This window comes from Streptomyces sp. NPDC005485 (assembly GCF_040606085.1).
Lineage (GTDB): Bacteria > Actinomycetota > Actinomycetes > Streptomycetales > Streptomycetaceae > Streptomyces.
The window spans coordinates 45,720-52,463 of record NZ_JBEXDZ010000056.1 but is presented as its reverse complement, the minus strand read 5'-3'; the positions used below and the strand labels follow the sequence as shown (position 1 = coordinate 52,463).

Annotated in this window: 5 protein-coding genes; 1 reads left to right on the top strand and 4 read right to left on the bottom strand. The window is 71.5% G+C overall.

The annotated features are described in order from the left end of the window. Positions 1 to 60: 60 nt before the first annotated feature. The gene (locus ABZS97_RS20395; protein ID WP_356139679.1) at positions 61 to 987 is read right to left on the bottom strand and encodes an ornithine carbamoyltransferase; all 927 of its coding nucleotides are present in this window, start codon (positions 985 to 987) and stop codon (positions 61 to 63) included. A gap of 49 nt (positions 988 to 1,036) precedes the next feature. Continuing rightward, on the bottom strand, positions 1,037 to 2,398 hold the full coding sequence (locus tag ABZS97_RS20390; protein WP_356139678.1) for a helix-turn-helix domain-containing protein: 1,362 nt from the start codon (positions 2,396 to 2,398) through the stop codon (positions 1,037 to 1,039). A 278-nt stretch (positions 2,399 to 2,676) separates the two neighbouring features. Between ABZS97_RS20390 and ABZS97_RS20385 the strand changes: the two genes are divergently transcribed. Beyond that, on the top strand, positions 2,677 to 5,694 hold the full coding sequence (locus ABZS97_RS20385) for a BTAD domain-containing putative transcriptional regulator (RefSeq protein ID WP_356139677.1): 3,018 nt from the start codon (positions 2,677 to 2,679) through the stop codon (positions 5,692 to 5,694). A 154-nt stretch (positions 5,695 to 5,848) separates the two neighbouring features. On the opposite strand, the gene ABZS97_RS20380 is transcribed toward ABZS97_RS20385, so the two are convergent. Next, a complete protein-coding gene (locus tag ABZS97_RS20380; RefSeq protein WP_356139676.1) occupies positions 5,849 to 6,064 on the bottom strand; it encodes a hypothetical protein in 216 nt (71 codons plus the stop codon). Positions 6,065 to 6,243: 179 nt separating this feature from the next. Next, positions 6,244 to 6,687, bottom strand: a complete 444-nt coding sequence (locus ABZS97_RS20375; RefSeq protein ID WP_356139675.1) for a hypothetical protein — start codon at positions 6,685 to 6,687, stop codon at positions 6,244 to 6,246. Positions 6,688 to 6,744 lie beyond the last annotated feature (57 nt).

Genomic DNA, 6,744 nt, shown 5'->3' with positions numbered 1-6,744 from the left:
GGGCTGGAGGAATCCAGCCCGTCAGGCGTTTGTGCGTGCTTTTGCTTGCTGCGTTTTCCGTCAGCCCTCGGAACCGACCACGCACCACTCCAGCACAGCCATCGCGGCCGTCATCTTGTGGTACGCCTGCCGCCAGGCGATGCTGCGCGGGCCGTCCAGCACCGCGTCGGTGACCTCCTGGCCGCGCACCGCGGGAAGGTCGTGCAGAAACACGGTGTCGGGGCCGCCGAAGCGGTCGAGGAACGCGTCGTCGATCCGGAACCCGGCGAAGTCGTCGAGCCAGTTCGGGTTCGCCTTGGGGACACCCATGGTCTGCCAGCGGCTGGTGTACACCGCGTCGGCCGCTCCCTCGACCTCGTCGAGACTCGCGACCTGGGTCACCTGCGCCTTGCCGCCCGCGAGTTCGTCGGCGAGGTCCAGCTTGTCCTTGGGCACCTCGTAGCCGCTCGGGCACAGCAGGGTCAGGCGCAGGCCGGGGGTGAGGGCGGTGGCCAGCGCGAGGGCGGCGCCGGAGCTGTTGCCCTCGCCGACGGCGAGCAGATGCAGCCCGTCCAGCGAGCCGAACCGCTCGGTGAGCGTGGCGAGGTCGGCGATCGCCTGGGTGGGGTGCTCGTCCAGGCTCAGCGCGTTGACGACCGCGAGGTCCGGGCTGCTGCCCAGCCGGCGTATCTCCTCGACGTCGCCGTTGGTGCGCACCACGAGCGCGTCCAGGTACTGCCCGAGCACCCGCGAGGTGTCCTCCACCGTCTCGCCGGTGCTGAGCTGGAGCTCGTTCGGCCCGTACGTGATGGTGTCGGCGCCCAGCCGGGTGGCGCCGCTCCAGAAGGAACTGCGCGTGCGCGTCGAGGACTTGGCGAAGTAGATGCCGACCTGCTTGCCGTCGAGGGACCTGCGGTCGACGCCGTCCTTGCCGAAGGAGGCGGCCCGCCGCACGATCCGGTCCAGCTCGGCGGGCGTGAGGTCGGCCAGGGAGATCAGGTTGCGCATGGGTGAAGTGCCTTTCATGGAGGAGGGGTTGAAGAGCTGGTGCGGTCTTTCAGTCGGCGGCGCCGACCAGGTCCGCCGTGGCGGGACGGTGGTCCTGGAGCAGTTCACGGACCAGGTTGAGGACGGCGAACCCGACGGGTCCGCCCGGCTCGGTGGGCAGTTGGCGGATCAGACCGCGCAGCAGCAGGCAGTGCACGTCGCGGGCGGTCTCGGCGAGCGTCGCGGCGCTCGCGCGGGTGGCGGCGTCCACCGTCCACGGGTCGGGGAGCGCGGCGAGCCGGGTCAGCAGGTCGGCCGCGCGGGGGTCCAGGCCGGCAAGGGCGGCGCCGAGCAGTTCGCTGAGCGCCGCGCCGCTCTCCGCGGTCTCCGGGGTGACCCCGTCGACCAGGAGGAGCGGGGTGGTCAGGGCGATGTCGAGGAGCTGCTCGGGGGAGTAGAGGAGCAGCCAGGAGGCGGCCGCCTCCAGTGCCTGCGGAATGCCGTCCAGGCAGTGGCAGATGTGGGCGAGGGTGGCGGTGACGGCGTCGGTGGGCAGGACGTCGGGGCGCATGTGGCTGACGTAGGACAGCATCAGCTCGGTGGCGGGGCGGCCCGGCAGGAGAGTGTCGCCCGGCCGGGCGGACGCGGTGTCGGGGAGCAGGGGCGCGGGCAGCGGGGCCAGCGGCAGCAGGCGTCCGCCCAGCGGCCGGCCGACCTGCCGGGTGGTGATGATGATCTTCAGCCGCTCGCAGGCGCGCAGCAGGTTCAGCAGCGCCGGTCCGGCGGCCGGTGACGCGTCGTGGCCGTCCAGCACGATCAGGGTGGGCTTGGAGCCGATGACGGAGGTCAGCTCCTCGTACCGCTCGCCGTCGCGGATCAGCGAGCGGACCCAGTCGGTCATCGTGGACTGCGGGCCGCGCTCGATGCCGGTGCCGGGTGCCTCGTCCAGGGCGACCCACAGCACGGGGATCCGGTCGCGGGTGTGCAGCAGCAGAGCCGCCTCCTGCGCGAGCCGGGACTTGCCCACGCCGGGCAGGCCGACCAGGGTCAGCAGCCGGTCGTGCTGTCCGTCCAACCGGCCGGTGAGCGCCTCCAGTTCGGCCCGCCGGCCGACCAGCGGGCGCAGTGGGGTGGGCGGCGCGGCCAGCTCCGCGCTGTAGAGGGACTGGAATACGCGCCCCGCCGAGTGGGCGTCGGCGGCGAGTTCGAGTTCGACACGGCGGGCATCGCTCATGCGCATGGCATTTGCCAGCAATTTGAGAGTCTCTTTACGAGGGTTCCGCACCCGGCCCTGTTCCAGGTCGCGTATGGCGCGCACGCTGACCGTGGAAAGCCCGGCGAGCTGTTCCTGAGTGAGGCCCGCCCGCCGCCGTGCATTCTGCAGCAGTCCATCAAGAGCGAGACTGAGACCGGGCGCAGACTCGGAATTCATTGTTGTCTCCTTGGTCCCCAAATGTCGTGGAAATGTATGGGCAGGCGACCGAGCTGCCGGGACATCCGGAACGGATCGTGTCCGGCCGGAATTTTCCCGGCGTGCGCACCCTTTCGAGCCTGTCGGCGAGGCTGGTGGCCCGCTGACGGAGTTGAGCTTCCGGTAAGGGGTTCCCGAACGATTCCCGGTGCAGTACCGCACCGTTACGCATCCGGCTACCATCAGCTCCGACCAGGCCAGAGCTGTGTGGGGACGCGGCGTCGAAGGGGGAGCGGTCGGTGACGACGGCGGCAGGGGAACAACTTCGGTTCAATATCCTCGGTCCGATCGAGGGGTGGTCGAATGGGGCGAGGCTGAGACTCGGCGGAGTCATCCAGGAACGGGTTCTGGCCACTTTGCTACTGGAGCCGGGAAAGGTTCTTCCGGTTTCCCGGCTTGTCGAGGCCGCTTGGGACGACGACCCCCCGGCGACCGCATCGCATCAGGTCCGCAAGGCAGTTGCGGACCTGCGAAGACGTATCCCGGACGGTTCCGAAGTCCTGCAGACCGAGGGCCCCGGCTATCGCGTAGTGATCGAGGAATCCCAGAACGACCTGTCCGAATTCGGTCTTCTCGTGCGGGCGGCCAAGGCGGCCGTGGCCGAAAACCGTTTCACCGAAGCCGTTGAATCGCTGCGCGGTGCCCTCGCGTTGTGGCGCGGCCCGGTGCTTTCCGGCGTGGGCGGCCCGGTGATCGACGCCGCCGCCACCAGCATCGAGGAACGGCGGCTGACCGCCTCCGAACAGATGCTGGAGCTGCGCCTCGCACTCGGTGAGGCCGTCGAGGTCATTCCGGATCTCCGGGAGCTGGTCGGCCGGCACCCGCTGCGCGAGACCCTGCGCGGCCAGCTGATGATCGCCCTGTACCGCGCCGGGCGGCAGGCCGAGGCGCTGGAGGAGTACGGCAAGGTCCGTGAACTCCTCGTCGAGGAACTGGGCGTCGACCCCGGCCCGCAGCTCACCAGGCTGTACGAGGGGATCCTGCGCGAGAGCCCCGAGCTGGCCGGACCCCCCGTGGCCGCGCCCGCCCCGCCACCGGCCCCGCTCCCGGCCGAGCCGCCCTGCACCCTGCCCTACGACCTCGCGGACTTCACCGGACGCGACCGCGAGCTGGGCGAACTGCTGCGCTGCGCCACGGAGAGAAGTGAGCAGGGGCCGCGGATCGTGGCCATCGACGGCATGGGCGGCAGCGGCAAGACCTCCCTCGCCGTACGGGCCGCGCACCGGCTCGCCGACGAGTACCCGGACGGTCAGCTCCACATCGACCTGCGCGGCTACACCCCGGGCGACCAGCCCGTCTCCGCCGGTACCGCGCTCGACAGCCTGCTGCGCGCGCTCGGTATCCCCGGGGACCGAATACCCGACGAGGTGGCCGGGCGCACCGCCCTGTGGCGCGCGACCTTGACCGGGAAGCGGCTCCTGATCCTCCTCGACAACGCGGCCGACGCGGACGGGATCCAGCCCCTGCTGCCCGTCTCCCCCGGCTGCCTGGTCCTGCTCACCAGCCGCGCCCGGCTGGTGGACCTCGACGGCGCGCAGTGGATCTCCATCGGCGTGATGCCCCCCGGGGAGAGCGCCGCGCTGGTCGCCGAGACGCTCGGCGCCGCCCGCGTCGCCGCCGAACCCGAGGCCGCCGCCGAACTCGCCCGGCTCTGCGACCACCTCCCGCTCGCCCTGCGGATCGCCACCGCCCGGCTGCGCAACCGGCCCCGCTGGACCCTGCAGTATTTGGCGGAACGTCTGCGCGACGAGACCCGCAGGCTCGACGAGCTCAGCTCCGGCGCCCGCAGCGTCTCCGCCACCCTCCGTCTGTCGTACCAGGCCCTGGACGAGGAGTGCCGTACGGCGTTCCGGACCCTCGCCCTGCATCCGGGCGGCGACATCAACGTCCACGCGGCGGGCGCCCTGCTCGGCTCCGGCATCTGGGACGCCGAGGACCTTCTCGAACGGCTCCTCGACGTCCATCTTGTCCAGCAGCCGGAGATCGGCCTCTACACCTTCCACGATCTGGTCCGCAGCTTCGCGCAGAGCCTCTTCGACCCGGCGGGCGACACCGCCGGCGAGGACGGCAGCGCGGTCGAGCGGCTGCTCGGCTACTACCTGACGGCGACCGAGACGGCCTGCGACGTCCTCTACCCCGGCCGCCGCCACCGCCCCACCGGCATCGACCACTCCACCGCCGAACTACCGGACCTGCGCGACGCCGAACGTGCTCAGGACTGGTTCACGCGGGAGCAGACGGCGTTGCTGGCGGCGGTCACCCTGGCGGAACGGCGAGGTCAGGACCGGTACGTGGTCTGCCTCGCCCGCAACCTCGTCTTCCAGCTCAACGCGCGTGGACAGCTGGAGGAGTTCGGCGCGCTCGGCCGGGTCTCGGTGGCCGCGGCGCAACGACTCGGTGACCTCGCGTTGCTTGGCATGAGCCTGTCCAACCTGGGGGTCGCCTGCTGGCGGCTGGGCCGGTTCACCGAGGGACTCGAGGCGGCCCGGGCCGGCCGCGACGTCGCCGCCCGGCTCGGCGACCGGCACACCGAGGCGCACAGCGAGAGCACGCTCGGCCAGTTCAACAGCCTGCTCGGCAACTTCCCCGAAGCCCTCGTCCACCTGGAACGGGCCACGGCCTACGAACGGGAGCTGGCCATTCCGCGCGCGGAGGCCGACAGTCTGACCCTCCTCAGCACGCTCTACGAACAGTGGGGGCGCTACGAGGAGGCCAAGGCGGCGGCCCTGCGCGCGGTGGAGCTGCGCAGCGGACTCGGCCAGTTCGAGAGCGTGTTCAGCGCACTCACCGACGTCGCCTTCGCGCAGATCGGCCTTGGTGAGTACGAGGAGGCCGCCCGCAGCCTGGAAAAGGCCCGGGAGTTGTCCGCGGACGAGGGCGATCCGGGCGACGTGGCGCTGATGCTGGCTCTGCTGGCCGACGTGGACGAGCATCTGGGCCGGCCGATCCGCGTTCCCGATCTCGCCGAGCGGGCCCTCGGCCTGGTCGCGGCCAACGCCTCACCGCTGCGCCGGGCCAAGGTGGAGAACATCGTGGGCCGGCTGCGCCGCAGACAGGGCGACCGGCAGGCCGCGCTCGCCCTGCACGCCCACGCCCACGAGCTCGCCTTCGGGATGAGCTACCGCATCGAGGAGGCCTACGCCCTGGCCGGTCTCGCCGACGGTACCGAGGATGCCGACGCCGCCGCTCGTCATCGTGCCGAGGCCGAGGAGCTCTTCGCCAAGCTGGGGGTCGCGGTGGACCGCCGTCGGCGCTGACATCGCTCGCCGCATATGCCGGAACGATTCTGCACCGGCACGGTACGGACATCGCACCGCACAGCACAGTGCCCCCGCCCGGGAGTTCGGGCGGGGGCACTGTGCTGTGTGTCGGGAAGCGGAGCGCCGGAGGCGGTGTGCCGAGGCGGTGGGATCAGCCGGCGACGATGACCGTGGGGCCCTGGCTGTCGGCGAGGACGACGGTCGGACCCTGGCTGTCGGCGAGGACGCTCGTGGGGCCCTGGCTGTCGGCGAGCTGGTGCTGCATGCCCTGCTGGATCTGGGTGACGCCCGCCTCGACCGAACCGCCGAGACCGAGGACCAGCGTCGCCGCGACGAGACCGATGAACCCAGCAAGCTTGCGTCCCATGATGTCCGCCCCTAAGTGGTGTTTGTGGAGTTTGCGGTGTTTTCCGCTTCCCGACACCACTGATGTTGCTGGCGGCCGTTCCCGGGCCGTTCCCCGTGCGTTACCGCCCCGCGGGAACGCATGCGGGAACGGCCCGGGAACCCCCACGGGATCGCCCCAGGAACGCCTTTGACCTGTGGTTACTCGCCCAGGCTGCAGCCCACCACGCGCGGCCCCGCCGCGGTCATGACCACCCGGGTACGGGCCGGTCCCGACTCATGGCCCGCCAGATCGAGCAGGGATCTGACGAGGGAACGCACTGCGGCCCGCGCGGACTCGTCCAGCGCCACCGCGGCGCCCTCCTCGCCCGCCGCAGCGGCCTCCCCGCCCCCCGCGACGGCGTCCCTATCCGCCGGATGCGCGGCGATACGGGCCACGCTGTGCATGCCGTTCACCGTCTCCGTCTCGACGCTGAACTCGGGCCCCTGCGGGGCCTCCTGATCCTGGGCGACGTCCGGCGGGGCCGGGACGTCACCGTTCGCACGCTCGGCCCACCGCTCCACGGTGGACAGGTCATGGAGCGCGTGCGACAGCTCCGCCCGGTCTTCCGCCCGATCCGGCGAACGGTCCCGTGTGTGCTTCACGGAAGTACTCCTTCTGCAGACAACGACCTCGCGACCGTGGCGCGCGAGCGTCCCGAT